This is a genomic window from Pseudomonas putida W15Oct28 (genome assembly GCF_000708715.2).
Classification (GTDB): domain Bacteria; phylum Pseudomonadota; class Gammaproteobacteria; order Pseudomonadales; family Pseudomonadaceae; genus Aquipseudomonas; species Aquipseudomonas putida_R.
The window spans coordinates 1-25,137 of record NZ_JENB01000034.1; the positions used below are offsets into that span (position 1 = coordinate 1).

General features: G+C 62.7%; 21 protein-coding genes. 9 read left to right on the plus strand and 12 right to left on the minus strand.

The features are described from left to right. Window positions 1-349 precede the first annotated feature (349 nt). Together AK81_RS20660 and AK81_RS20665 are read right to left on the minus strand one after the other, a co-directional pair. Entirely contained in the window at window positions 350-580 is a 231-nt protein-coding gene (locus AK81_RS20660) for a hypothetical protein (protein WP_043201977.1), read from the minus strand. Then, window positions 573-1,355 (minus strand): MlaA family lipoprotein, encoded by a 783-nt coding sequence (locus tag AK81_RS20665; RefSeq protein WP_043201979.1) that lies wholly within the window; start codon window positions 1,353-1,355, stop codon window positions 573-575. Before AK81_RS20665 ends, AK81_RS20660 begins: the two co-directional genes overlap by 8 nt. Window positions 1,356-1,521: 166 nt before the next feature. On the opposite strand from AK81_RS20665, the gene AK81_RS20670 reads away from it, so the two are divergent. Then, window positions 1,522-2,232 (plus strand): response regulator, encoded by a 711-nt coding sequence (locus AK81_RS20670; RefSeq protein ID WP_043201982.1) that lies wholly within the window; start codon window positions 1,522-1,524, stop codon window positions 2,230-2,232. Continuing rightward, the gene (locus AK81_RS20675; protein WP_043201984.1) at window positions 2,229-3,584 is read left to right on the plus strand and encodes an ATP-binding protein; all 1,356 of its coding nucleotides are present in this window, start codon (window positions 2,229-2,231) and stop codon (window positions 3,582-3,584) included. The genes AK81_RS20670 and AK81_RS20675 overlap by 4 nt, the downstream gene beginning before the upstream one ends. Here the strand turns inward: AK81_RS20675 and AK81_RS20680 are convergent, their stop codons facing one another. Both AK81_RS20680 and dkgB read right to left on the minus strand, forming a co-directional pair. Continuing rightward, on the minus strand, window positions 3,585-4,049 hold the full coding sequence (locus tag AK81_RS20680) for a DUF1348 family protein (RefSeq protein ID WP_043201987.1): 465 nt from the start codon (window positions 4,047-4,049) through the stop codon (window positions 3,585-3,587). It lies immediately after the preceding gene. 147 nt (window positions 4,050-4,196) lie between these two features. After that, window positions 4,197-5,000 carry a 2,5-didehydrogluconate reductase DkgB gene (gene dkgB, locus AK81_RS20685; protein WP_043201989.1) on the minus strand — a complete coding sequence of 268 codons (804 nt, stop codon included), beginning with the start codon at window positions 4,998-5,000 and terminating at the stop codon, window positions 4,197-4,199. A 204-nt stretch (window positions 5,001-5,204) separates the two neighbouring features. Here dkgB and AK81_RS20690 point away from each other — a divergent pair, with 204 nt between their 5' ends. Next, window positions 5,205-9,242, plus strand: coding sequence for an NEL-type E3 ubiquitin ligase domain-containing protein (locus tag AK81_RS20690; protein WP_043202055.1), 4,038 nt, complete (start codon window positions 5,205-5,207; stop codon window positions 9,240-9,242). 46 nt (window positions 9,243-9,288) lie between these two features. Here the strand turns inward: AK81_RS20690 and AK81_RS20695 are convergent, their stop codons facing one another. After that, a complete protein-coding gene (locus AK81_RS20695) occupies window positions 9,289-9,783 on the minus strand; it encodes a DUF934 domain-containing protein (RefSeq protein WP_016485947.1) in 495 nt (164 codons plus the stop codon). Continuing rightward, on the minus strand, window positions 9,767-11,419 hold the full coding sequence (locus AK81_RS20700) for a nitrite/sulfite reductase (protein WP_043201991.1): 1,653 nt from the start codon (window positions 11,417-11,419) through the stop codon (window positions 9,767-9,769). Before AK81_RS20700 ends, AK81_RS20695 begins: the two co-directional genes overlap by 17 nt. A gap of 213 nt (window positions 11,420-11,632) precedes the next feature. On the opposite strand from AK81_RS20700, the gene AK81_RS20705 reads away from it, so the two are divergent. Beyond that, on the plus strand, window positions 11,633-12,709 hold the full coding sequence (locus AK81_RS20705) for an ABC transporter substrate-binding protein (RefSeq protein WP_043201993.1): 1,077 nt from the start codon (window positions 11,633-11,635) through the stop codon (window positions 12,707-12,709). Between the two features lie 378 nt (window positions 12,710-13,087). Here the strand turns inward: AK81_RS20705 and AK81_RS20710 are convergent, their stop codons facing one another. Both AK81_RS20710 and metH read right to left on the minus strand, forming a co-directional pair. After that, on the minus strand, window positions 13,088-13,303 hold the full coding sequence (locus AK81_RS20710; RefSeq protein ID WP_043201995.1) for a DUF2970 domain-containing protein: 216 nt from the start codon (window positions 13,301-13,303) through the stop codon (window positions 13,088-13,090). Between the two features lie 76 nt (window positions 13,304-13,379). Further along, window positions 13,380-17,087 (minus strand): methionine synthase, encoded by a 3,708-nt coding sequence (gene metH, locus AK81_RS20715; protein WP_043201997.1) that lies wholly within the window; start codon window positions 17,085-17,087, stop codon window positions 13,380-13,382. Window positions 17,088-17,263: 176 nt separating this feature from the next. Here metH and AK81_RS20720 point away from each other — a divergent pair, with 176 nt between their 5' ends. The 5 genes from AK81_RS20720 (at window position 17,264) to AK81_RS20740 (ending at window position 22,764) form a co-directional block, all read left to right on the plus strand. Beyond that, window positions 17,264-19,564, plus strand: coding sequence for a fatty acid cis/trans isomerase (locus tag AK81_RS20720; RefSeq protein WP_043202058.1), 2,301 nt, complete (start codon window positions 17,264-17,266; stop codon window positions 19,562-19,564). Window positions 19,565-19,773: 209 nt separating this feature from the next. Further along, a complete protein-coding gene (locus AK81_RS20725; protein ID WP_043202060.1) occupies window positions 19,774-20,808 on the plus strand; it encodes an acyltransferase family protein in 1,035 nt (344 codons plus the stop codon). A 58-nt stretch (window positions 20,809-20,866) separates the two neighbouring features. Further along, complete coding sequence (nfuA, locus tag AK81_RS20730) at window positions 20,867-21,451, plus strand: Fe-S biogenesis protein NfuA (RefSeq protein WP_016500488.1); 585 nt, start codon at window positions 20,867-20,869, stop codon at window positions 21,449-21,451. 221 nt (window positions 21,452-21,672) lie between these two features. After that, window positions 21,673-22,281: an SCO family protein gene (locus AK81_RS20735; RefSeq protein WP_016500487.1), complete on the plus strand. Its 609-nt coding sequence runs from the start codon at window positions 21,673-21,675 to the stop codon at window positions 22,279-22,281. Further along, complete coding sequence (locus AK81_RS20740) at window positions 22,282-22,764, plus strand: copper chaperone PCu(A)C (protein WP_043202000.1); 483 nt, start codon at window positions 22,282-22,284, stop codon at window positions 22,762-22,764. Window positions 22,765-22,827: 63 nt separating this feature from the next. On the opposite strand, the gene AK81_RS20745 is transcribed toward AK81_RS20740, so the two are convergent. From AK81_RS20745 to AK81_RS20760, 4 genes are all read right to left on the minus strand, one after another. Then, window positions 22,828-23,055: a hypothetical protein gene (locus AK81_RS20745; protein ID WP_016500485.1), complete on the minus strand. Its 228-nt coding sequence runs from the start codon at window positions 23,053-23,055 to the stop codon at window positions 22,828-22,830. 106 nt (window positions 23,056-23,161) lie between these two features. Continuing rightward, window positions 23,162-24,007, minus strand: coding sequence for an AraC family transcriptional regulator (locus AK81_RS20750; RefSeq protein WP_043202003.1), 846 nt, complete (start codon window positions 24,005-24,007; stop codon window positions 23,162-23,164). Beyond that, on the minus strand, window positions 24,004-24,318 hold the full coding sequence (locus tag AK81_RS20755; protein WP_010953340.1) for an AzlD domain-containing protein: 315 nt from the start codon (window positions 24,316-24,318) through the stop codon (window positions 24,004-24,006). Before AK81_RS20755 ends, AK81_RS20750 begins: the two co-directional genes overlap by 4 nt. Continuing rightward, on the minus strand, window positions 24,315-25,007 hold the full coding sequence (locus tag AK81_RS20760; RefSeq protein ID WP_043202064.1) for an AzlC family ABC transporter permease: 693 nt from the start codon (window positions 25,005-25,007) through the stop codon (window positions 24,315-24,317). Before AK81_RS20760 ends, AK81_RS20755 begins: the two co-directional genes overlap by 4 nt. Window positions 25,008-25,137 lie beyond the last annotated feature (130 nt).

The window sequence follows — 25,137 nt, forward strand, 5'->3', positions numbered from 1 at the left end:
ATTGATAGTGCGGCTAAATGCGATGCTCAAGACCGGAACGCCCTGGAAGGAGCAAATAGCTCACTCGTAGGAGCAAGCCTTGCTGGCGTTGCCCGGCACAGCCGGGCCTAGGGCGCTACGCCCCCCATCGCCGGCGAGGCCAGCTTCCACAAGAAGACAGTTGCTCCCACACCTGAGGCTAGTGATCTCCCTGTAGGAGCGGCCTTGCGTCGCGAAAGGGCTGCATGGCAGCCCCGGGATTTCAGCATTGATGCACAAATCGATGGGGCTGCTATGCAGCCTTTTCGCGACGCAAGGCCGCCCCTACAGTTGATCGCGGTGAAAGATCAATACCCGGCTTGCTTCAGATTCATCGCTCGTGCCGCGCCATCCAGCGTAACAGTGCTGCGATCGGCACGCTGCGGTGAGCCTCGTGCCGGTAAGGTTTGCCTTCGGCGGTATAGCGTTCGCGATAGCGGCTGAGGACCAGGTTACGGCCGTCGGCAGACAACCTGGCCTCCAGTTCGTGCAGCAACAGCGGTTGCCGGGCGGCGCCCTCCAGGCGCCGGAACAGCAGCATGGCGGCCTGGGCGTCATTCATGGCCGATTACCTGCGGGCAGTTGGCTTGCCACGTTCCGGGCTTGCCGGCCTTGCCTTCTGCTACGAGATGGCGGCGTTGCTGCGCGGTGTAGTCGCGCAGCGCCAGGTAATAATCGGGCCAGGTTTGTAGCAGGTCGGTCAACGGGAGCGCGGCGGCACGGCTGTCCACCACGTGCCCAGCGGTGGCCACGGTACTGAGGGTGTCGACGGTATCGCTGTTGTCGCCGAACGGGTCCACCGCCAGGCTCAACACGCTGCCCGTTGCGTCGCGCAGGTTGTGTGTACCCAACAGCGGCAGTTCGACGGTGGGGCCATTGGCGACGCCCCAAACCCCGAAGGTCTGGCCGAAGTCTGACCTGTGCTGGCTCAAGCCCATGTTGCCTGCCACATCGACAACCCCCGCCACACCCAGGGTAGTGTTGAAGATGAAGCGTGTAAGGCTGGTCATTGCCCGTTCGCCGTTGCCCTGCAGCAGGTCATTGACGAACACCTTGGGCTCGCCGAAGTTGTTGGCAAAATTGTGCACGCCCTGCCGGGCGAAGCCGGGCAGCGTGCCATAGCCCCGGGCGACAGGGGCCAGCAGGTAGTCGTCGACCGTGCGGTTGAAGGCGAATACGGCGCGGTTGGCCGGCTCCAGCGGGTCACTGACCTGATAGGCGAGATTGCCGCAGGCGCTGGTGGCGTGTGCGCGTTGGCTACAGCCTCCGGCCGCGAGCAGCGACAATACCAGCGCAGCAGAGCGCGCCGAGCGTGAGGTGGATGATGAACGGGACATAAGTCATTCCTGGCAAGAACTGGCGGCGATGCTGCGCAATGTTCGTTGCCCGGTAATGTCTGAATCGTCTCGGCACTGACACTTTGTTTCCGGGTTGAAATATATGACGACTGCGGGGGCATGGCCTTAAAGTACGGGTTGTTTACCTCGTTTGTGGTGCGTGTTCGTGAGCCATTTGCTGATAGTCGACGATGATGTCGAGGTGCTTGACCTGCTGCAGAAGTTTTTTCGCCAGCATGGTTACGAAGTGGACGTGGCCCGGGATGGCCAGGGGCTGTGGCAAGCGCTTGACCGGCGGGTACCTGACCTGGTCATCCTCGATGTAATGCTGCCCGGCGACAGCGGCCTGGTGTTGTGCCAGCGGCTGCTGGCCGAACACAAGGTGGCGGTGATCATGCTCACGGCCATGGGCGAGTTGAGCGACCGGGTTGTGGGCCTGGAGCTGGGGGCTGACGACTACGTGACCAAGCCGTTTGCTGCCCGCGAACTGCTGGCACGCGTGAGGGCGGTTTTACGTCGGGCCGGCGAAACCGCAGTGGGCACGGCGGGCCACTCCAGTGGCAGCCTTGAGTTTGCCGGCTGGCAACTGGACGTGGTGCGTCGCGAGTTGCGCTCGCCGGACAACGTCATGATCCCCTTGTCCAATGGCGAATTCGAACTGCTGCTGGTGTTTGCCGAACACCCGCGCCGAGTGCTCAGCCGCCAGCAATTGCTGGACATGGCCCGTGGCGATGCCTACGACGCCTATGACCGCAGCATTGACGTGCAAGTAAGCCGGCTGCGCCGTAAGCTTGAAACCGACAATGGCCATGAACCCTTGATCCGTACACTGCGCAACGCCGGTTACCTGTTCACCCCCACGGTCGCGAAGCGATGAGCCTGTTTGCCAGGGCTCGCCAGGCCCTGCCGCAACCCCGAATCACCATTGCCCGGTGGATTGCGTTGACCACGCTGACGGCAATGCTGTTCCTGCTGCTGCTCAAGGGGCTGTTCAGCCTGCTGCTGAGCGTGTGGGCGCAACCACCGCTGCTGGAGAGCGGGGTGATCGAGAAGGTCGCAGCGGTGACCCGCATCCTCGATGCCGCGCCCATGGCGCAGCGTGCCACTATCGCCAGCGCGGCGGGTGATGGCTCTTATTCCGTGCGATGGTTGCGACGCCATGACGAGGCGGGGGTGCCAGCGTTGGTCGATGCCGAATTCCGCGAGGGCACGCCTATCCTGCGTGCATTGCTCAAGCGCCCGGATGCCAGGGTCGAAGCGTTCGAGCCGTCCGACATGCCGGAATATACCTCTGAACGAGGCTATGCCTTGATGATCGAGCTGACCGACAAGTCGTGGGTGCTGTTTCGCGCCACAGACCGCAGCTGGGGCTTGGACGAGCTGCCGCGCAACTTGATTGTCCTGGTGTTGATGCTGGTTTCCAGCCTGGCCGTCGCACTATTGGCCACGCGCTATCTGGCCAAGCCGCTGGAGCGCTTTGCCGAGGGGGTACGCCGGTTTGGCAAGGACTTCAACGCCCCGCCGATTCCGGTGGTTGGCCCGCACGACCTGCGTCAGGCCATTCTTGCGTTCAATGCCACCCAGGCCCAGCTCAAGCATTACCTGAACGACCGTACCCAGATGCTGGCGGCAATCTCCCACGACTTGCGCGCACCGCTAACGCGCATGCGCTTGCGCGCCGAGTTCATCGACGATGCCCAGCTACAGGCCAAGTTGTTCAAGGACGTCGACGAGATGCAGGCGATGGTCGACGCCGCGCTGGCGTTTTTCCGTGATGATGCGCGGCTGGAACAGACGACCGTATTCGACCTGGGCGAGTTGCTGCTCACCGTGGTAGACGATTTCAAGGATGCGGGTGTCGAGGTCGGCCTCAGCGGGCCGCGCCGTTGTGTGTATACAGGGCGGCCGGTGGGTATCAAGCGGGTGTTGGTCAACTTGATCGACAATGCCGCCAAGTACGGCCGCGAGCCATCGGTGGTGTTGGCGGTAAGTGCCAGGCAGATCGAGATAACCGTGCAGGACCGCGGCCCGGGCATTGCGCCGGCGCTGCAGGAGCAGGTATTTGTGCCGTTTTACCGTATCGAAGGCTCACGCAACCGCGACACTGGCGGTGTGGGGCTGGGCCTGCCCGCCGCACGGGCCATCGTGCTGGAGCAAGGCGGCAGCCTGACCCTGAGCAACCGCCCCGGTGGCGGCTTGCAAGCCAGGGTCGTGCTGCCACTGGGTTGATCAGAGGCCCAGCTCGCTGAGCCCGGGGTGGTCATCCGGGCGGCGCCCAAGCGGCCAGCGGAATTTGCGTTCGCCTTCGCTGATGGGGTGTTCGTTGATGCTCGAATGGCGGTTCTGCATCAGCCCGTCTTCGGCAAACTCCCAGTTTTCGTTGCCATAGGCACGAAACCACTGGCCGCTGTCGTCGTGGTACTCGTAGGCATAGCGCACTGCGATGCGGTTGCCGGTGAAGGCCCACAGTTCCTTGATCAGGCGGTACTCCAGTTCGTGGTTCCATTTACGGGTCAGGAATGCCTCGACCTCGGCACGCCCACGGGGGAACTCGGCGCGGTTGCGCCAGACCGTATCAGGGGTATAGGCGAGTGCAACTTTGGCCGGGTCGCGGCCGTTCCAGCCATCTTCGGCCAGGCGGACCTTTTCGATGGCGCTTTCGCGGGTGAAGGGCGGAAGGGGTGGGCGGGACATCGCGGTACTCCTCGGGTCGGTTTACGTGTAGCAGATTAGCCGCCGATGCCCGAATGAGAGAATGGATGCGCCAGGCACTTCATAATTGCAGCGCGTGGAACAATGCATGATTTCATGCCTGGCGCAGTCCCTCTGTACCGGCTTACATCAGTCCCAGGCCGGCGCCAGGCCGTCAGGGCTGACCTCGCGGCCATTGCGTTCGAGCGTGGCGATGCGTGCCATGTCGTCGGCGTCCAGCTTCAGATCACGGGCGAGCAGGTTGCTGGCCAGGTTCTCACGCTTGGTTGACGAGGGGATCACCGCGTAGCCCAACTGCAGGGCCCAGGCCAGTGCAACCTGGGCGACTGTGGCCTTGTGCTTGGCTGCGATTTCGGCCAGTACCGGGTCTTTCAGCACCTTGCCGTAGGCCAGGGTCATGTACGAGGTGACGGTAATGCCCTGCTCCTTGAGAAACGCGGCCAGCTTGCTGTTCTGCAGGTACGGGCTGAGTTCGATCTGGTTGGTGGCAATTTCGCCCTTGCCGACGACGTCGATGGCCTGGCGGGTCAGGTCGATGTTGAAGTTGGACACACCGATCTGGCGGGTCAGCCCCAGCTTCTTCGCTTCGGCCAGCGCAGTCATGTACTCGCGCAGCTCCACGCCGTTGCCCGGCGCCGGCCAGTGGATCAGCAGCAGGTCGACGTGGTCGGTGCGCAGTTTTTCCAGGCTTTCACGCAGGCTGGAAATCAGCTTGTCGGCCGCATAGTTGTCGACCCAGATCTTGGTGGTGATGAACAGCTCGCTGCGCGGCACGCCGCTTTCGGCGATGGCTTGGCCGACTTCGGCTTCGTTCTTGTAGATCTGTGCGGTGTCGATGACGCGGTAGCCCAGCGCCAGGGCCGATTTGACCGAGTCGATAACCGCTTGGCCGGTGAGGCGGAATGTGCCGAGGCCGAAGGAGGGAACGTTCATGGAGTTACTCCAGAAAGGTGGGGGAGGATCATGTGACGACCAGTGTGCAGGTTCAGAAGGCAGCGAATAAGCGGCTGCTGCGTCAAAGTCATTTGAACGGTAGGCAAGAATCATTTTTCAAGCTGTGCCTTCGTTACATAAGTATGGCCAGAACAGGTTGAAAACTTGGTCAGCTGGCGCCTTTATCAAGCGGACAGGCTGACCATGACCACTTCAGTAATACCTGCTGACTCCATCGATGCGCTGATTGCCCGTCAGCTGCCAGGTTGGCTCAAAGGTGCTTCTACCGAGCACATGACATTGCTGCGCGCAGCTTCCCTGCGTCAGCAACGGGCGCAGGACCAGCTCAGCGACAGATTGCAGGCCATCCTGCCCCTGGATGAGTTCGCCGAGTCGTTGCTCAAAAGCGCGCTCGCGGCACATTCGATTACGCAGACAGACCTGCGCCTGGCCCAGGTCAATTTGGTGACGCTGCGGCCAAACCCGCCGATATCGCCTACCTTGCCATCCCCTTCGACTCGGGTTGAAAGCACCCAGTCGCTGCTTTCGGCGGCGCTCCACAACTTCCACGAAATTGAAACTCAACCAGGCTGGTTCGCCACAGGCTCGAAGTTGGTCAATGCAAGCGGAAAGCGGCTGCCAGTGAGCGCGGAGGTTTTTGTCCACCTCTGTCGCAGCCTCGACATCGGTCGGCATTATCAAAGCCATTTGAGGTCGCAGCTGGAAGCCGAAAGGATGCCCGGCCTGGCGGTCGAGGCCATCGTGGAGGAGGCGTTGAGCGCCAACCTGGAGGTTGCTGCGGTGGTCGCCAGGGTCAAGGGTGAAATTGATGAGCTGACCTATCAGCGTATCAACCGCATTGTGAACACAGCACCTTCAGCGCCCGCTGACAACACCGTGTTGAAGTGCCATACCCTGAGGCTGCTGGGCAAGAAGGTGATTGGCGCATTGGCGATCGAAGTGCGTCAGAACGCCCGTCTGCTTGGCGTTATCGCGTGGTTGCCCGAGGACCTCTATGCCCCCGTGAGTTGGCATGCCAGCTGGGACCTGTTGTACATGACGCTTGGCATGCGCTTGCGTAGTGAGGCGTATCGCCAGTACTTCCAGCGCTTCGTCGCAGAGCGTGATCGCGTCGCCCTCTACACGGCTCTAAACGCGCTGCTGAGCCACGGTAATACGGTGTTACCGCTCGAGCTGGATGGCCGCTGTTTTGCGATCGAGGGCGAGGTGTTTGCCGCGCTGCGCGAAGCCAAGCTCGACAAGATGCTGGATGACGCACGGGTATTGGCGGTATCAACAGAGGATGAGGATATCGCCGCCCGCCGCGCTCGCCTGCAGGGCTACCTGGACTTGGGTCTGAGCGTGGCAGGCCTGGCAGCGCTGTTTGTGCCCGTGTTAGGCCAGGCCATGCTGGGGCTTGCCGTAGTGCAATTGGCGGGCGAGGTATACGAAGGCTACCAGGATTGGCAGTTGGGTGATCGCAACGCTGCTTTGGGCCACCTGTTCAACGTGGCCGAAACGGTGGCGATGGGGGCGGTGACGGCTACCGGGGCGGCGGCGCTCGGCAAGCTTGCTCAGCGAGTGGCACATGTGGATGCCCTGGTGCCGGTAAGCCTCGCGGATGGCCAGTTGCGCCTGTGTGATCCGGGCTTGTCGGTTTATCAGCTTGATGACGTCGAGCTGATGGTAGGGCAGGCCATCAATGAAAATGGCCGTTCGCTGAGGCGCCTGCACGACGCTGTCTATGAGGTAAGCGAAGGCGACGATGGCGCATGGCGTATTCATCATCCATCGAGGCCGGGGGCTTATGTACCGGCGCTTGAGCACAATGGTGCCGGGGGATGGGTGCATGAGTTCGAGCAGCCGCAGCGCTGGCAGGACGCCGCCTACATGGTTCGCCGCCTTAGCAGCCGCACGGCGGCGGTTTCCGACGAGGCGTCAGCCGTCGCCTTGCAGGTCACAGGCTACGATGCTGACCAGCTGCGCCGGCTACTTCTGGAGAACGCACCACCGCCGGCGCGTTTGCTCGATGCCATCGAGCGCTGGCAACTGCACAATGATTTCCCGGCGCTGCGGGGTGAGGCATTCGAGGAGGTATTCAGCGAGCGGCAGGTCAACCCGCAGGCTGCGGACCGGGTGCTGATGCGGGATTTCCCCAGCCTCTCCCACCGCTGCGCACGGGAAATTGTCGAGCAGGCGAATAGTATCGAACTCGAGAGCCTGAACGACGCGGGTCGGGTGCCGCTCACCCTGGCGGAGCGTGCACGTTGGGCAGTGCGCGACAGCCGGATTGATCGCGCCTGTGCAGGGCTGCGCCAGTGCGCTGCGGTAAATGGTGATACCGAAAAGCTCACGCAGGGGGGCCTGGCCGATGCCTTTGCCGACCGAGAGGCGGCAGCCCGACTGATTGGGCTGGCACCGGTAGGGCAGGGGATACGCCCTCCTTTGCGGTTGTTCGATGGGCGTCTGGGCTACCCGCTCAGTGGCCACCTGTCGGGTACCCGCCAGGCACTGCGGCGCACGTTGAATCATGTGTTCCCGCTGATGAGTAGCGAGCAGCTGGAGTCATACCTGCAAGACCTGGCTCAACGGGGAATGGAGCCGTGGGACCATGTCAGCCAACTGTTGCAGGCCAAGGGCAGCCTCAAGCAGGCATTGCACACCTGGCGCAATGAACCGGGGTTGAACATTATTCGCCGCTTGAGTCGCATCAAGGTTGCCAGGCGCATTACGTCGAGCTGGCGGCGCTTGTCTCCCGGGGAGGTGGCGGGGGATTACCACCTGACCATCGTGGGTGACCGGGTGGGTGATCTGCCGGCCTTGCCTGACAACGTGGCGTTCGACCACATCACACACCTGACCCTGCGCGACATGCAGATGACCACCCTGGAGCCGGGCTTCCTAGGCCGCTTCAGCAAGGTGCGCAACCTGGACTTGCGCGGCAACCGGTTGACACGCCTTCCGCCGGGTATCGAGCATCTGGCCGAATTGAGAAACCTGCAGCTTGGCGGCAACCAGATAGTACTGTCCAACGCTGACAACCTGCGGCTAAGCCAACTTACGGGTCTGCGCTGGCTTGAACTGAACGGCAACCCAGTGGGGCTGCTACCGCCATTGGCATCCTTCCCGCTGTTGCGCCGGCTTTCATTGCGTAACACGGGCATGGGCGCCTTGCCCGCTGATCTGGCCAGGCACGGCAATCTGGAATTGCTGGACTTGCGTGATAATCAGATTCAGACGTTGCCCGAAGCACTGTCTGTGGTGCCGCTACGTTTGTTGCAGGGCCTGGAGTTGCACGAAAATCCGATCTCGGACGAGACCCTCCAGCGCCTGCAATTGGCCAGAGCGGCTGCCGGTACGCCGGAGCGTCGAGCGCTGGCCCACGCTTCACCGAGCCCGAGTGCTGCGGCCCCCTGGTTGTCAGGCTTTACCTCCACCCAGCGCGAATTGCGGTTGACGCGCTGGAATCGTCTGCGCCAGGAGGACGGCGCAAGCGATTTGTTTCGCTTTATCTCGGACCTGCGCGACACCACTGAATACCACACCCAACCCCGTGACCTTCGGGCGCGTGTATGGCAGATCCTCGAGGCCTGTGAACAGCATGCCGAGGTGCGCACGCGCTTGTTCGAACAGGCCAGTCGGCCGCGTAGTTGCAGTGACGAGTTGCTGCTGACGCTCAGCGAGCTGGAGGTGGGTGCGATGGTTGCCAGGGCTGGAGCCGCCGGTGATGGGTTGCAGACGGAGCGAGCGCTGGTGAGGCTGGGGCGTTCCTTGTCCCGCCTGGACAAGGTAAACGCGATCGCGGCCCGGCATGTTGCCGAACAGTTTTCGGACGACCCCGTCGAGGTTTACCTGACCTACCGTGTCAAGCTGGCGGACAGTCTCGACCTCCCTGCGCAGCCCGACCATCTGTCGTACGCGAGTTTCAGCGGGGTTGACCGTGAAGACCTGGACTTGGCACGCAGCGAGGTTCTGCAGGAGGAAACGCCACAAACCCTGGCTCAGTCTTTGGCAGACCGAACGTATTGGCAGGCCTACCTGAACGAGCATCAGGCCGCGCGATTTAGCCGCATGGACGAGCCTTTCCAGCAGCGTCTGGATGCGTTGTTCGAGCAATCGAAAACGCTGGGCGATACCGACTATCTCATGCAAACCGAGCAAATCAGTGCAGAGCGTGAGGTAGCGCAACGGCAGCTTTTACTTGAGTTGAGTGCTGAGGCCATTCAGCGCCAGGGCCTATGAACGAAACAGCCCGCCGAGAGGCGGGCTGTTCGCTGGAGCGGGACGATCAGCGGCGACGGAACAGCGGCAGCGGCTCGTCGGTGGCGGCCTGGTAGGTCACCGAGAAGTCCTTGAGGCTTTGCAGCGCGTCTTCCGGGTCCTTGTCGGCACGGATGGCGAACGCATCGAAACCGCAACGGGCCATGAAGAACAGCTGGTCGCGCAGTACATCGCCGATGGCGCGCAGCTCGCCCTTGAACTTGTAGCGGTCACGCAGCAGGCGCGCATTGGAGTAGCTGCGCCCGTCGGTGAAGGCCGGGAAGTTCAGTGCGATGACCTGGAAGTACTGCACGTCTTCGCCGATTTCTTCCGCTTCTTCGTCGCTGTCCAGCCACACGCCCAGGCCGCCGTCGCGGGCCTTGAGCACGTGGGCATGGTCACGCCATAGCTGCAGCGGCACGATGTAGTCGTCGCAGTTGGTCAGCTCGTCGAACGAGGTTTCCTTGGGCAGCAGGTGCCAGGTTTCGTCGACGATCTGGTTGTTCTTAATGATTCGCTGCATAGACGCGTTCCTTGAAGGGGTCGATGCCGATACGCTGGTAGGTGTCGATGAAACGCTCTTCCTCGGTACGTTGCTCGACGTACACGGCGATCAGCTTCTCGATCACATCGGCCATGGCATCCTGGGCGAAGGACGGGCCGAGGATCTTGCCCAGGCTCGCGCCGCGCGCGGCATTGCCGCCCAGCGATACCTGGTAGAACTCCTCACCCTTCTTGTCCACGCCGAGGATGCCGATGTGGCCCACGTGGTGGTGGCCGCAGGCGTTCATGCAGCCAGAGATGTTCAGGTCGATTTCGCCGATGTCGAACAGGTAGTCCAGGTCGTCGAAACGGCGCTGGATGGACTCGGCGATCGGGATCGACTTGGCGTTTGCCAGCGAGCAGTAGTCACCGCCCGGGCAGCAGATGATGTCGGTCAGCAGGCCGATGTTCGGGGTGGCGAAGCCGCCTTCGCGCAGTTCCAGCCACAGCGCGTGCAGCTGACGCTGCTCGACGTCGGCGAGGATGATGTTCTGTTCGTGCGAGGTACGCAGGAAGCCGAAGCTGTAGCGCTCGGCCAGGTCGGCCACGGCGTCCAGCTGCTTGTCGGTGAGGTCGCCCGGGGCAACGCCGGTAGGCTTCAGCGACAGGGTTACAGCGACGTAGCCAGGGCGCTTGTGGGCACGGATGTTACGCGAGCGCCAACGGGCAAAGCCTGGGTTTTCGGCGTCCTGGGCGGCGTAGTCGATGTTTTCGAGGGCCAGGTACTCCGGGTCGACGAAATGGCGCGATACGCGCAGTACTTCGTCTTCGGTCAGTGTGGTGCTGCCGCCGCGCAGGTGGACCATTTCGGCCTCGACCTTCTCGGCGAACACTTCAGGCGTCAGTGCCTTGACCAGGATCTTGATCCGCGCCTTGTACTTGTTGTCACGGCGACCGTAACGGTTGTACACGCGCAGGATGGCGTCCAGGTAGCTGATCAGGTCTTGCCACGGCAGGAATTCATTGATGAACGAGCCGACCACCGGGGTACGGCCCAGGCCGCCGCCGACCAGTACACGGAAGCCCAGTTCGCCAGCAGCGTTGCGCACCGGCTCCAGGCCGATGTCGTGCACTTCGATGGCGGCGCGGTCTTCCTGCGAGCCGTTGATGGCGATCTTGAACTTGCGCGGCAGGTAGGCGAATTCCGGGTGGAAGGTGGTCCACTGACGGACGATTTCGCACCACGGGCGCGGGTCGATGATTTCGTCTGCGGCCACACCGGCGAACTGGTCGGTGGTGGTGTTGCGCAGGCAGTTGCCGCTGGTCTGGATCGCGTGCATCTGCACGGTGGCCAGTTCGGCGAGAATGTCCGGAATGTCTTCCAGAGCCGGCCAGTTGTACTGCACGTTCTGGCGGGTGGAAATGTGCGCGTAGCCCTTGTCGTAGTCGCGAGCGATCTTCGCCAGGGTGCGGACCTGGCGGGCGCTCAGCTGGCCGTACGGCACGGCGACACGCAGCATCGGCGCGAAGCGTTGGATGTAGAGGCCGTTCTGCAGGCGCAGAGGGCGGAATTCTTCTTCGCTCAGCTCACCGGCCAGGTAGCGGCGGGTCTGATCACGGAACTGCTTGACGCGGTCCTCGATGATCCGCTGATCGTACTCGTCGTATACGTACATAAAAGTCCTGTCTCAGGCATGCAGCTATTCGCGCGCACGGCCGCGCACTCCGGTACGGAGCCGGGGAACGATATCAGAGTGCGGTTATGCGCTAAAGTGATGTTTTTGCATATGAAAAGAACCAAATGAACTATGTGAGACTGACTGCCATTTGTGCGCTGGCCGTAGCCAGGCGTTTATAATCCGGCGTTTGCTTCGCAGAGATGTGACCCCATGCTCAAGGCCCTGTGCCAAAGCTTGTGTCTTGCCCTGCCACTGGCAGCAAATGCGCAGGCGGCCTCGGTGGTGTTCCTCAACCCGGGGCTGTCCACCGAGACGTTCTGGACCAGCTACACCCGCTTCATGCAGGCCGCTGCGGACGAACTGGGCATGTCCTTGCGCGTGGAATACAGCGAGCGCCGCGCCGATCTGGCGCTGACCCAGGCCAGGGCGATCTTGAGTGGGGCGCAGCGGCCGGATTACCTTGTGCTGGTCAACGAGCAGTACGTGGCACCGGAAATCCTGCGCCTGTCGCGTGGCACCGGTGTGAAGCTGCTGCTGGTCAACAATGGCCTGACTGCCAGCCAGGCCCGCAGCATCGAGGCCCAGCCCGACAAGTATGCCGAGCCTTTGGGTACCTTGATGAGCAACGATGAGCAGGCGGGCTTCCAGATGTTGCACCTGATGGTCGCACAACTGCCTCGCGACGCAGGGGCGGTGGACCTGGTGGCCTTTGCCGGGTTCAAGACCACACCGGCCTCGCAGTTGCGCGAGGAGGGCATGCGCCGCGCCCTGGCCGACTTCCCTCAGGTACGCCTGCGCCAGGTGGTATATGGCGGCTGGAGTCGCGAGCGCGCCTATGAGCAGGCGCAGCAATTGCTGGAGCGGTACCCGGCCACCCGGCTGGTGTGGTCAGCCAATGACGAGATGGTCTTTGGCGCCATGCAGGCGTTCGAGGAGGCCGGGCACACACCGGGGCGTGACGTGCTGTTCGGCGCCGTCAACAGTTCGCCAGAGGCCTTGCGTGCGCGCATCGATGGGCGCTTGAGCGCGCTGATGGGCGGGCATTTCACCCTTGGCGGTTGGGCCATGGTGATGTTGCACGACGATGCCCAGGGGGTGGCGCTGAACCGCGGCGGCCCGCGCGTGCACAGTGCTCCGGTATTGCAGGCAATCGACCAGGCCAAGGCCAGGCGGTGGCTGAAACTGCTGGAGCGGCCCGACTATGGCGTCGATTTTCTGCATTACAGCGCCGAAGGGCGGCCGGCCAGTTACCAGTACCCGTTCCTGACGTCACCGGTCGACTATTGAAAGCCCCTGCTTGAGGGAAGGGCATTGCTCGTCTTAACTGCTGGTTGTGAAGTGCATTCCCATAACCACTACAAGAGGCAATGCAATGGGAAACTCAACCAAGGTCCGCAAAGCTGACAGCAGCGTCGATGCCTGGGCGATCCTCTGCCTGATCGTCCTGGTGGTGGTCACTGCCGTGTATTGGGTCAGCCACCAGTAGCCTTAGTTTCAAGACCGTGATGCAACCAGAGCGCCTGCGGGGGGGAATCCCGCAGGCGTTTTTGTTCTGCCTGTACTGGCCTCATCGCCGGCAAGCCAGCTCCCACAGGTGTAGCGTATGCCTCAAGGGCAGTGATGTACCTGTGGGAGCTGGCTTGCCGGCGATGAGGCCAGCACAGGCTAGCGAGTAAGGTGTAGGGCCAGTTGCACCAAACCGATCAGCACAGCAATGAACACCAGGGTGAACAGCGTCCCCAGCGCAATGAAATGGCTGGCCTTGCCGTGGGTGAAGTCGCGGGCGCGGTTCTTGCCGCTTTGCACGCCAAAGGCGGCGGCGAGGATGCTGTGCAGCATCTGCCAGAAGGTCGGGGGTTTGCCCTGGCTGGAATCGTCCATGGTGGCTCCTGAAGAATCAGAGGCAATCAGGGACAGTGTAGGTGGCCATTGGGGCCGCAAAGCGGCCCCAATAGTCTTAGTTGTCGTACCCGAGGTTCGGCGCCAGCCAGCGCTCGCTCACGCTCACATCCTGGCCTTTACGCGCGCTGTAACGTTCGATCTGGTCCTTGTCGACCTTGCCCACGGCAAAGTACTGCGCCTGCGGGTGGGCAAAGTACCAGCCGCTGACCGCCGCCGCCGGGAACATTGCAAAGTGTTCGGTCAGGAACACCCCGCTTGGCCCGGTTTCGCCGATGGCGGTGCCGTCGAGCAGGCGGAACAGGGTTTCCTTCTCGGTGTGGTCGGGGCAGGCCGGGTAGCCCGGTGCCGGGCGGATGCCGCTGTACTGCTCCTTGATCAGCGCTTCGTTGTCCAGGTGCTCGTCGCGGGCATAGCCCCAGTGCTCTTTACGCACCTGCTCGTGCAGCCACTCGGCACAGGCTTCGGCCAGGCGGTCGGCCAGGGCCTTGACCATGATCGAGCTGTAGTCGTCGCCTTTGTCCTGGTAAGCCTTGGCCACTTCCTCGGCACCGATGCCGGCGGTGGTGATGAACCCGCCCACATAGTCGGTGACGCCGCTGGCTTTTGGCGCAACAAAGTCGGCCAGCGACCAGTTGGGCTTGCCGTCCGGCTTGATGGTTTGCTGGCGCAGGTGGTGCAGGGTGGCCAGCGCCTGGCCGTCCTCGCCGTACACCTCGATGTCGTCATCGGCCACCTGGTTGGCCGGCCAGAAGCCGAACACTGCGCGGGCGCTGATCAGCTTCTCGTCGATCAGCTTGTCGAGCATCTCGCGGGCATCCTTGTACAGCGAGGTGGCAGCCTCGCCGACCACTTCGTCGGTGAGGATGCGCGGGAACTTGCCGGCCAGGTCCCAGGAGATGAAGAACGGGGTCCAGTCGATGTATTCGGCCAGGGTGCGCAGGTCGATGTCTTCCAGCACCTTGACGCCGGTGAAGGAGGGCACCGCTGGCTGGTAGCCGGCCCAGTCGTACTGTGGCTTGGCGGCGATGGCCTTGTCGTAGCTCAGGCGCTCGGTGCGGGCGCTGCGGTTGGCGGTGCGCTCGCGCACATCCACGTATTCCAGGCGAGTCTTCTCGACGAAGCCTGGTTTGAGCTCTTTGGACAGCAGCTGGGTGGCCACGCCGACTGCACGCGAGGCGTCGGTGACGTAGATGACCGCGTCGTTGCTGTACTTGGGTTCGATCTTGACTGCGGTGTGCGCCTTGGACGTGGTGGCGCCGCCGATCATCAGCGGCAGCTCGAAGCCCTGGCGTTGCATTTCGCGGGCAACATGCACCATCTCGTCCAGCGACGGGGTGATCAGGCCGGACAGGCCGATGATGTCGCACTTCTGTTCGCGGGCGGTTTGCAGGATCTTCTCGGCCGGCACCATCACGCCGAGGTCGACGATGTCGTAACCGTTGCAGCCCAGTACCACGCCGACGATGTTCTTGCCGATGTCGTGCACGTCACCTTTTACCGTGGCCATCAGGATTTTGCCCTTGGCTTCTGGCTTGTCGCCTTTTTCGGCTTCGATGAACGGGATCAGGTGCGCCACGGCCTGCTTCATCACACGGGCCGACTTGACCACCTGGGGCAGGAACATCTTGCCTGCACCGAACAGGTCGCCCACCACGTTCATGCCGCTCATCAGCGGGCCTTCGATGACCTCGATGGGGCGTGCGCACTGCTGGCGGCACTCCTCGGTATCCTCGACGATGTGCGCGGTGATGCCTTTGACCAGGGCGTGCTCCAGGCGCTTGCCGACCGGCAGCGAACGCCAGGCCTCGTTTTCGACTTCCTTGATGGCGCCGCCGCCTTTGTAGTCGTCGGCAATGGCCAGCAGGGCATCGGTACCTTCCGGCGTGCGGTTGAGCACCACGTCCTCGACCTTTTCACGCAGCTGGGCCGGGATCTCGTCGTAGATCTCCAGCTGGCCGGCGTTGACGATACCCATGGTCAGGCCGTTGCGGATGGCGTGGAACAGGAACACCGAGTGGATCGCCTCGCGCACCGGGTTGTTGCCACGGAACGAGAACGACACGTTGGACACACCGCCAGAGGTCAGCGCATGGGGCAGGTGGTCACGGATATAGGCACAGGCCTCGATGAAGTCGACGGCGTAGTTGTTGTGCTCTTCGATGCCCGTGGCAACGGCGAAGATGTTCGGGTCGAAGATGATGTCTTCCGGTGGGAAGCCCACTTCGTTGACCAGAATGTCGTAGCTGCGCTTGCAGATTTCCTTCTTGCGCGCGGCGGTGTCGGCCTGGCCGACCTCGTCGAAAGCCATCACCACCACGGCGGCACCGTAGCGCTTGCACAGGCGGGCGTGGTGCTTGAACTGCTCGACGCCTTCCTTCATGGAAATGGAGTTGACGATGCCCTTGCCCTGAATGCACTTCAGGCCGGCTTCGATCACTTCCCACTTGGAGGAGTCGATCATGATCGGCACGCGGGAAATGTCCGGCTCGCCAGCGATCATGTTGAGGAAACGGACCATGGCCGCCTGGGAGTCGAGCATCCCTTCGTCCATGTTGATGTCGATCACCTGGGCGCCGGCCTCGACCTGCTGCAGGGCGACTTCCAGGGCTTCGGTGTAGTTCTCTTCACGGATCAGCCGGGCGAACTTGGCGGAACCGGTGATGTTGGTGCGCTCACCCACGTTGACGAACAGCGACTGGCGATCGATGGTGAACGGTTCCAGGCCGGACAGGCGACAGGCCTTGGCGATCTCCGGGATCTCGCGCGGCTTGTATTTGCCCACGGCTTCGGCAATGGCCTGGATGTGGCCCGGGGTGGTACCGCAGCAACCGCCGATGATGTTGAGGAAGCCGCTGGCAGCGAATTCCTCGACCACCGCAGCCATTTCGGCCGGGGTTTCGTCGTACTCGCCGAAGGCGTTCGGCAGGCCGGCGTTGGGGTGGGCAGAAACGTGGGTGTCGGCCTTGGTCGACAGCTCTTCCAGGTAAGGGCGCAGGTCCTTGGCGCCGAGCGCGCAGTTCAGGCCCACGGAAATCGGCTTGGCGTGGCGCACCGAGTTCCAGAACGCTTCGGTGGTCTGGCCCGACAGGGTACGGCCGGAGGCGTCGGTGATGGTGCCGGAGATCATGATCGGCAGTTCGACCGCGTCGTCTTCGAACACCTGCTGCACGGCAAAAATGGCCGCCTTGGCGTTGAGGGTGTCGAAGATGGTTTCGATCAGGATCAGGTCGGCGCCGCCCTCGATCAGGCCACGGGTGGCCTCGATGTAGTTTTCTACCAGCTCATCGAAGGTGACGTTGCGGTAGCTGGGGTCGTTGACGTCCGGGGAAATCGAGCAGGTGCGGCTGGTAGGGCCGAGTACGCCTGCGACGAAACGCGGCTTGTCGGGCGTTTCCAGAGTCTTGGCATCGGCCACCTGGCGGGCAATGCGCGCGCCTTCCACGTTCAGCTCGTAAACCAGCGACTCCATGCCGTAGTCGGCCTGGGAAATCTGCGTGGCGTTGAAGGTGTTGGTTTCGAGAATATCTGCCCCGGCATCGAGGTAGGCTTTCTCGATGGCAGCGATCACGTCCGGGCGGCTGAGCAGCAACAGATCGTTGTTACCCTTTACATCGCTTGGCCAATCGGCAAAGCGCGTGCCACGATAGTCGTGTTCCTCGAGACGGTAGCTTTGGATCATAGTACCCATGCCGCCGTCGAGGATCAGGATGCGCTCTTTGAGGGCGTTCTGGAGTGCTTGGAGACGAGCGCTGCGGTCGGACATAGGAACTACCTGGTCGGGCAAATATCAGAAGGTGCGGAATCATAACAAAGTTGCGCGGTTTTTAGGCGCATCGCCCATTTGCATGAAAACTGCTCATGTTACTGGCGCGGTTACCAGCACCCACGAACGACCAGGCAACAATCGTGATGGCTTTCAAGAACCAGGACTTTTCGCACATGGTGCATCGTATTCTTGCCGGCGCCTTCGCCCTGCTCATCAGCGGCGTGGTGTTCGGGCAAGCCCCCCAGTCGAGCCCGGCTATTTCCTACACCCGGGACATTCAGCCGATCTTCACCGAGAAATGCGTGGCCTGCCACGCCTGCAACGACGCTGCCTGCCAATTAAAGCTGGAAAGCCCGGAAGGGGCGGTGCGCGGGGCCAGCAAGGTCCCGGTTTACGAGGGCGATCGCAGCCAGGCGGTACCCACCACGCGGCTGTTCTACGATGCCCATAGCGAAGAGCAATGGCGCAAGAAAGGCTTCTACTCGGTGCTCGACAACCAGGGCAGCCAGGCCGCGCTGATGGCGCGCATGCTGGAGCTGGGCCACAAGACCCCGCTCACGCCCAATGCCAAGCTGCCTGAGGAAATCGTCCTGGGCCTGAGCCGCAACAACATGTGCCCGTTGCCCCATGAGTTCGACGCCTATGCCGGTGCCCACCCCAAGGAGGGCATGCCGCTGGCGGTGACCGGGCTGACCGACAAGGAATACGACACCATGCGCCGCTGGCTGGCGGCCGGTGCGCCGGTGGAGTACCAACCGATCAAGCCAAGTGATACCGAAACCAGGCAGATCGCCGACTGGGAAGAACTGCTCAACCGCCCGGGTTCCACCGAGGCGCTGGTCGGCCGCTGGCTTTACGAGCATCTGTTCCTGGCGCACATCTACTTCGTCGGCGGCGAGCAGGGCCACTACTTCCAGTGGGTGCGCTCACGCACGCCCAGCGGCCAGCCTGCCGACATCATTGCCACGCGTCGCCCCAATGACCCACCCGGCACCGACTTTTATTACCGCCTGATACCGGTGCAGGGCGTGATCGTGCACAAGACGCACATCACCTACCCGATGGGGCCGCAGAAGCTCAAGCGGGTCAAGCAACTGTTCTACGCCGGCGACTGGCATGCCACCGCGCTGCCAGGCTACGGCCCGCGTCACCGGGCCAACCCGTTCGAAACCTTCGAGGCCATCCCGGCCGTGGCCCGCTACCAGTTCATGCTGGATAACGCCGAGTACTTTGTGCGTACCTTCATCCGCGGCCCGGTGTGCCGCGGGCAGATCGCTACCGACGTGATCCGCGACAACTTCTGGGCGCTGTTCCAGGAGCCGGCCTTCGACCGCTACGTCACCGATGCCGGGTACCGTGGCGAGGCCACGCCACTGCTGGCCATGCCCGGGCAGATCGATGACGTGGGCAGTGTGCTGAGCCTGTGGCATGCCTACCGCGACAAGCGCAACGCGTATGAAAAGCTGCGCCGCGACGCCTATGCCGACATGCCGGCGCCGGGCTGGTCGACCTTGTGGGCCGGTAACGACAACGCGCTGCTGAGCATCTTCCGCCACTTCGACAGCGCTTCGGTCACCAAAGGCCTGATCGGTGACGTGCCGCAGACCGTGTGGCTGTTCGACTACCCGCTGCTGGAGCGCACCTATTACCAACTGGCGGTCAACTTCGACGTGTTCGGCAACGTTTCGCACCAGTTGCAGACGCGGCTGTACTTCGACCTGATCCGTAATGGCGCCGAGGTCAACTTCCTGCGCCTGATGCCGGCTGACCATCGCCAGGCGATTCTCAGCGACTGGTACCAGAACAGCGGCAAGGTGAAGATGTGGATGGATTATGAAGACATCGACACCGACACCCCGAGTGGCATCACGCTCGACGCGCGCGACCCCAAGCGCGACTTCGGCCTGAAGCTGGTGCAGCGCACCGGCAGCCTGAATGCCTCGCCCGACCCGATCAACCGCTGCCAGGGTGCGTTCTGTTCACGGCCGCAGATGAGCGAAGAGTTCCGCAATGCCGAGCAGTCGCTCAGCCGCCTGGTGTCGCGCCCGGCCGCCGGGCTGAAGGTGATCAACCAGTTGCCCGAAGCGACCATGCTGCGCATCGAAGGGCAGGGCGGCCAGCGCCAGGTGTACAGCCTGCTGCGCAACCGCGCGCACAGCAACGTGGCATTCCTGCTGGGGGAGGCGTACCGCTACCAGCCGGGGCTCGATACCCTGACCCTGTACCCGGGCGTGCTCAGCAGCTACCCCAACTTCATCTTCAACGTTCCGACCACGGATGTGGCGGAGTTCGTCGAGGACATGGAGTATGCGAAAGACGATGCAGCCAGGTTCGAGCGCATTGTCATGCGTTGGGGCGTGCGCCGCAGTCACCCTGAGTTCTGGCGCTACTTCCATGACCTGAACAGCTTCATCAAGCAGACCACACCGGTGGAGGCGGGCGTGCTGGACATGAACCGCTATGAGAACCTCTGATCGGGTAGGCTGACCTTTCCGAGTACCCTGCGGTCGGAGATGGTGGGTGGTCCGGAGGCTGCTTTGCAGCCCCATTCGCGGGCTTGCCCGCTCCCACAGGATATGTGGTGCTTTCGGGTACGGCATGAGCCCTGTGGGAGCGGGCAAGCCCGCGAACGAGCGCAATGCGCTCGCAGGGCCTCAATACACCGGCAAGCGCAGGGTATTTCATGCTGTATTCGCTTCAGGCACTGCGGGCGTTCGCCGCCTGGGTGGTGGTTTGCCACCATTTCATGCAGATCTTCTTCGATTTCCACGCCACCGGCCCTGTCGGCCAACTGCTCACCGACCGTGGCGCCGTGGGGGTCGACATCTTCTTCGTCATCAGCGGGCTGGTCATCTACCTGTCGACCCGCGACAAAACCATCGAACCGCGCCAGTTCCTGCTCAATCGGGTGCTGCGTATCGTCCCTGCCTACTGGTTCTACACAGTATTGATGGCCACGTTGCTGCTGGCCTTCAGCCAATGGATGCCGCATCAGGAATTCGCCTGGCATCACCTGTTCCTGTCGATGCTGTTCATCCCGGCGGAAAACCCCGGTGGCTATGGCCTGTACCCGACCCTGAACGTGGGCTGGACGCTGAACTTCGAAATGTTCTTCTACCTGCTGTTCGGTTTGGCCTTCCTGGTTCGGCAGCGGCATCACCTGCTGCTGGTTACCGTCGCACTGTTACTGGTCAGCGAGGTGCTGGGCCGGCTGGGTGTGCTCAGCCGCTTCTACAACAACGACATCATCTACGAGTTCCTGCTCGGCATCGGCCTGGGTGTGTTGTACCGCCGTGGCCTGATCCGCCAGGGGCGTTGGCTGCCGCTGGTGCTGCTGGGGGTGGCGGGCCTGGCCATCTATCACCTGGATGCGTCCCAGCGCTTGCTGCACTGGGGCGTGCCAAGCGCGATGATCGTGCTGGCCTTCATCGCCCTGGAACCGCTCTTCCAGGGCAACCGGCTGCTCAAGGCCTTGGGCGACTGTTCGTATTCGGTGTACCTGATCCATGTGCTGGTGCTGTACGCCGGCTGGTTCGCCAGCCAGCGGCTGCATTTGAACCCGTATCTGGTGTTCGCCCTGTGCGTGCCGTCCATTGGACTAATGTCGTGGTTCAGCTACCAGTGGCTGGAGCGCGGCCTGTACCGGCGCATGCAGGCCTGGCTGGCGGCGCCACGGGGCCAGGCCGCGGAATATGCGCTTTCCCGAGTCAAATGCTAGGACTTTGTTCGAGGAGCCGGTTGGCGTACACTTGGCGGCAAGTCTGTGAGGAACCTACATGAGCGATATAACCATTACCGACGCCGCCCATGACTACCTGGCCGATCTGCTTTCCAAGCAGAACACGCCTGGCATCGGCATTCGAATTTTCATCACCCAGCCGGGCACCCAGTACGCAGAGACGTGCATTGCCTATTGCAAGCCGGGCGAAGAGAAGCCTGACGACACCGCCGTGGGTCTGAAGAGCTTCACCGCTTACCTGGACGCCGTCAGCGTGCCGTTCCTGGAAGACGCACTGGTCGACTACGCCACCGACCGCATGGGTGGCCAGCTGACCATCAAGGCACCGAACGCCAAGGTGCCGATGGTCAACGAAGACAGCCCGATCAACGAGCGCATCAACTACTACCTGCAGACCGAGATCAACCCCGGGCTGGCCAGCCACGGTGGCCAGGTCAGCCTGGTGGACGTGGTCGACGACGGCATTGCAGTGCTGCAGTTCGGTGGTGGTTGCCAAGGCTGCGGCCAGGCCGACGTCACCCTGAAGGAAGGCATCGAGCGCACGTTGCTCGAGCGTATTCCAGAGCTGAAGGGCGTGCGTGACGTGACTGACCACACCCAGAAAGAGAACGCCTACTACTAAGGCTGTGGCGCTCTTACAGGGTTTGTGTAAGGGCGGCTCTCTTAGCAACAAACTGTTACGGTTTCAACCCCTGCGACAACTGGCCGCAGCCCGTATTCAAAGGGCTGCAGGCCTTACCCGCGTTCGTCGGGTAGAACCGCTTTGGGTGTCATGCAAGAATGCCCCGGTTTTTCAGCCGGCCCGTCCCGAGGGCCGGCACCTTCCCTGTAAAGGATGGTTTCATGAATGATCTATTTACCCGGCGCGCGGTTGTCGCCGGGATGGGCGTTCTCGGGCTTGGCCTGCTGGCAGGCTGCAGCCCGGCCCGTGGGCTCGAGTTCAAGTACGGCAAGAACATGAGCAACGAGATCCTTGGGCGCAAGTTCCGCCTCAAGGACCCCCAAGGCAATGTGCGCACCCTGTCGAGCTTCTACGGCAGCATGCCGATGATCTTCTTCGGCTTCACCCAGTGCCCGGCGGTTTGCCCGACTACCCTGGCGCGCGCGGCACAAATCCGCAAGCTGCTGCGCGGTCGTGACCGCGACCTGTTCCAGGTGGTGTTCATCACCCTGGACCCGGAGCGCGACACCCCCGAAGTGCTCGATGCCTACGTCAAGGCCTTCGACCCGTCGTTCACTGCACTCACTGGCACCCCCGAAGAAATCGCGGAAGTGGCCAAGGAGTTCAAGGTGTTCTACGAGAAGGTCCCGGCCGGTGACACCTATACCATTTCTCACTCGTCCACCAGCTACGTCTACGATACGCGTGGCACCCTGCGCCTGAGCCTGGGCCATTCCCTGAATGCCAAGGAATGCGCCGAAGACCTGGTCACCCTGATGGAGATCTGCTGAATGTCGATGCAACCGATCAAACGCGGCCTGGCTGCCCTGGCACTGATGGGCCTGGCCCTGCCGGCCCTGGCCCAGACCACTGTGAGCGATGCCTGGGTCCGTGCCAGTGTGCCGCACCAGCAGTCCACCGGTGCCTTCATGACCCTGACCGCCAGCAGCGACAGCAAGCTGGTGAGCGTGGCTTCGCCCGTGGCCAAGACCGTGCAGGTGCACGAGATGACCATGAACGGCGACGTGATGGGCATGCGTGAGGTCAAGGCCGTCGAGTTGCCGGCCGGCAAAGCCGTGACCCTGGACCCGAATGGCCTGCATGTAATGCTAATGGGCCTGAACGATCAGGTGAAGGAAGGCGACAAGGTGCCCCTGACCCTGACCATCGAAGATGCCAAAGGGGCAAAGGAAACACTGGACGTGCAGGCAGAAGTGCGACCGCTAAACGCCGAGGCTGGCGGTGGGCATGACCACATGCACATGAAGCACTGACAGACCAAAGGGCCGCGCTTAGCGGCCCTTTTCTTTTTCAGCTGTGCCTTTCAGCTGCGTCTTTCAGCTACGAAAGCGCGGCAGCGGCCTGTCGAGTGTCAGCGACGTCAGGGTCTTTCGAACCTGGGCCTCATCGGCCTCCAGTGCCTTCAGGCTGGCGCGGATCTTGCCGGCGGCGGGCACATCGCCCTGCCGGTCGATCCAGTCGGCAATCTCCTTGCAGGCACTGTTCAGGCAGGCCTGGCGCTGGTTCATCAGCGACAGGAGGGTGGTGAGCTCTCTTTCGGACATGGCAGGATCCTCCATTCAGCCTTGACAGTGTAGCAGAGGGTAGGCGGGGCTCCTGCTGCCTTTGCAAGGGGCGTTACGACAGCTGGCTGCTCTAGAGGTGAAGGCTTCAGGCGGGTAATACAGATTGAGCGCATGCCTGCCGATACGCCCCCGGCGTCACCCCATACGCCTGTTTGAACTGTCGGCTCAAATGGCTCTGATCGGCAAAACCAAGGTCGAACGCCACCTCCGAAGCAACCAGGCCGCTTTTCAGCATTTCCCGGGCGCGTGCCAGGCGCCGCTGCTTCAGCCAGGCATGTGGCGGCAGGCCGGTGGCCTGGCGGAACACCCGGGCGAAGTGGAAGGGCGACAGGTTGACGGCCGCCGCCAGCGCTTCGAGCGAGGGCGGGTCGGCCAGTTGGCTTTCGAGCAGTTCACGGGCGCGGGCCACGGCCAGTGGTTCGTGGCCGGGGGCCGAGGGTTCGGCGCATTGCCCGTGGCGTTGCACCAGGGCCAGCACTGCCTGGCGCCAGGCGGTCTGTTGCTGCAGGGCGCTGGCGCCGTTTTCGGACAACTGATGCAGCTGGCTGAAGGCGATGGCCAGGGCCGGGTCGTGGATCACGCTGTCCTTGAAGCTGGGCATGCCGTGGCGGCCCAGTTCCAGTTCGTCCAGTACACCGGTGACCCGCTCGTGCTCGGGGTAGAAGCCGCGATAACGCCAGCCCGCCTCATGGGCGGTGGCGCCGGTATGCAGCTCGTCGGGGTTGATCAGCACCATGCTGCCGACCGGCGCCAGGTGCTCGCTGCCGCGGTGCCAGAAGCGCTGGGCGCCGGATTCGATCACCGTGAACACATAGCCTTCGTGCACATGCGGGGCGAAGCGCTGCTGGAAGTAGCGCGCGTGCAGCATCTCGACGTCGCCCAGGGCCGGCGCTTGCCAGAGGTGTGTCTGCTCGCGCAGGGGCGTGGTCATGCCAGCCAGCTGCGCAGAAGGAAGAAGATCAACATGCTCACCAGCATGCTCAGCAACACGCTGCGGGTCAACAGCACCAGGGCGATGGCCACCAGTGAACCCAGCAGGTAGGGGTTGAGCAGGCTCAGGTTGAGCTGGTGGTCGGGCATGAAGATGATCGGGCCGCAGATGGCAGTGAGCATGCCGGGCACGGCAAAGCCGAGAAACTGCCGGGCATTGGAGCTCAGGCGCAAGGGCAGGCGTGGCTCCAGGAACGCGTAGCGGTTGAGGAACACGATGGCGCCCATGGCGAAAATCAGGATCCAGGTCATGTACGTGCTCCGGCAAATTTTTGGCAGATAAACCCGGCGCTCATGCCCAGCAAGCCTGCGGCCACCAGGGCGGCCTCCCAATGCCAGTAGCTGAACAGCACCGAGCAGAACAGCGACACGGCTACGCACACCACGGTAGCCAGGTTGCGCACCAGCGGCGCGATCAGGGCGACGAAGGTGGCGACGATGGAAAAGTCCAGGCCGAGTTGATCGAGGTGGGGAATGTTTTGGCCGAGCAGGATGCCAGCCAGGGTGAACAGGTTCCAGGCGACGTAGAACGTCAGGCCTACCCCCAGGGCATACCAGCGGTTGAATTGCTGCTGGTCGTACTTGCTGGTCAACGCGAAGAACTCGTCGGTCAGCAGAAAGCCCAGGCCCAACCGCCAGCGCAATGGCTGGCTGGACAGCACCGGGCGCATCGACAGGCCATACAGCAGGTGCTGCGAGGTCAGCAGCAGGGTGGTGAGCAGGATCGACGCCAGGTTGGCGCCGCCCTTGAGCATGCCAATGGCAACCAGTTGCGCGGCACCGGCGAAGACGATGGCCGATAGCCCTTGCCCCTGCCAGGCACTGAGGTTGGCCTCGATGGCCATGGACCCGGCCAGCAGGCCCCAGGGGGCGACGGCCAGGGACAACGGCATGATGGCGATGGCGCCGTGGAGGAAGGCTTGGCGAGCGATGTGGGGCATGATGGCTGCAATGCGTGTACGAGGCAGGCCAGCATGCCAGACGGGGCGGGGGATGGCTTGAACGATCTTGCTGATCTGTGGGCTGTCGAGCGCAGTCCCTTGTAGGAGCGGCCTTGTGTCGCGATCGGGG

Coding starts and splice junctions, on each gene's coding strand:
- AK81_RS20660 (WP_043201977.1), bottom strand. CDS start 580: ATGAATGACGCCCAGGCCGCCATGCTGCTGTTCCGGCGCCTGGAGGGC.
- AK81_RS20665 (WP_043201979.1), bottom strand. CDS start 1,355: ATGTCCCGTTCATCATCCACCTCACGCTCGGCGCGCTCTGCTGCGCTG.
- AK81_RS20675 (WP_043201984.1), top strand. CDS start 2,229: ATGAGCCTGTTTGCCAGGGCTCGCCAGGCCCTGCCGCAACCCCGAATC.
- AK81_RS20680 (WP_043201987.1), bottom strand. CDS start 4,049: ATGTCCCGCCCACCCCTTCCGCCCTTCACCCGCGAAAGCGCCATCGAA.
- dkgB (WP_043201989.1), bottom strand. CDS start 5,000: ATGAACGTTCCCTCCTTCGGCCTCGGCACATTCCGCCTCACCGGCCAA.
- AK81_RS20690 (WP_043202055.1), top strand. CDS start 5,205: ATGACCACTTCAGTAATACCTGCTGACTCCATCGATGCGCTGATTGCC.
- AK81_RS20695 (WP_016485947.1), bottom strand. CDS start 9,783: ATGCAGCGAATCATTAAGAACAACCAGATCGTCGACGAAACCTGGCAC.
- AK81_RS20700 (WP_043201991.1), bottom strand. CDS start 11,419: ATGTACGTATACGACGAGTACGATCAGCGGATCATCGAGGACCGCGTC.
- AK81_RS20705 (WP_043201993.1), top strand. CDS start 11,633: ATGCTCAAGGCCCTGTGCCAAAGCTTGTGTCTTGCCCTGCCACTGGCA.
- AK81_RS20710 (WP_043201995.1), bottom strand. CDS start 13,303: ATGGACGATTCCAGCCAGGGCAAACCCCCGACCTTCTGGCAGATGCTG.
- metH (WP_043201997.1), bottom strand. CDS start 17,087: ATGTCCGACCGCAGCGCTCGTCTCCAAGCACTCCAGAACGCCCTCAAA.
- AK81_RS20720 (WP_043202058.1), top strand. CDS start 17,264: ATGGTGCATCGTATTCTTGCCGGCGCCTTCGCCCTGCTCATCAGCGGC.
- AK81_RS20725 (WP_043202060.1), top strand. CDS start 19,774: ATGCTGTATTCGCTTCAGGCACTGCGGGCGTTCGCCGCCTGGGTGGTG.
- nfuA (WP_016500488.1), top strand. CDS start 20,867: ATGAGCGATATAACCATTACCGACGCCGCCCATGACTACCTGGCCGAT.
- AK81_RS20735 (WP_016500487.1), top strand. CDS start 21,673: ATGAATGATCTATTTACCCGGCGCGCGGTTGTCGCCGGGATGGGCGTT.
- AK81_RS20740 (WP_043202000.1), top strand. CDS start 22,282: ATGTCGATGCAACCGATCAAACGCGGCCTGGCTGCCCTGGCACTGATG.
- AK81_RS20745 (WP_016500485.1), bottom strand. CDS start 23,055: ATGTCCGAAAGAGAGCTCACCACCCTCCTGTCGCTGATGAACCAGCGC.
- AK81_RS20750 (WP_043202003.1), bottom strand. CDS start 24,007: ATGACCACGCCCCTGCGCGAGCAGACACACCTCTGGCAAGCGCCGGCC.
- AK81_RS20755 (WP_010953340.1), bottom strand. CDS start 24,318: ATGACCTGGATCCTGATTTTCGCCATGGGCGCCATCGTGTTCCTCAAC.
- AK81_RS20760 (WP_043202064.1), bottom strand. CDS start 25,007: ATGCCCCACATCGCTCGCCAAGCCTTCCTCCACGGCGCCATCGCCATC.